This window comes from Rhizobium ecuadorense, from assembly GCF_001187535.1.
Classification (GTDB): Bacteria; Pseudomonadota; Alphaproteobacteria; order Rhizobiales; family Rhizobiaceae; genus Rhizobium; species Rhizobium ecuadorense.
The window spans coordinates 1-233 of the sequence record NZ_LFIO01000283.1 but is presented as its reverse complement, the minus strand read 5'-3'; the positions used below and the strand labels follow the sequence as shown (position 1 = coordinate 233).

The window sequence follows — 233 nt, the reverse complement described above, 5'->3', positions numbered from 1 at the left end:
TTCGTAATATGGCCGGCAATCGCCATGCAGTGGAGCAAGGTGCATATAGCCGACGCAACCGGCTGGGGCTCATCTGGTACGGCCGACTATATTATAGTCCCTGACTTGACCATCCTGCTTGCGTTGATGCTGTCGGTGTTGACAGTTGTAAGACTGATGGGGCGGGTGCACAAAAACTTCGATCTAGCGGCTTCCGTTGACCCAACAAGTTATTGCTCGGCAAGCGTCGTTAT

Annotated in this window: 1 protein-coding gene; it reads left to right on the top strand. The window is 52.8% G+C overall.

The features are described 5' to 3' along the window. Positions 1–24 precede the first annotated feature (24 nt). The coding region (locus AF337_RS44170) for a hypothetical protein (RefSeq protein ID WP_210168039.1) at positions 25–233 on the top strand (209 nt) is incomplete at its 3' end.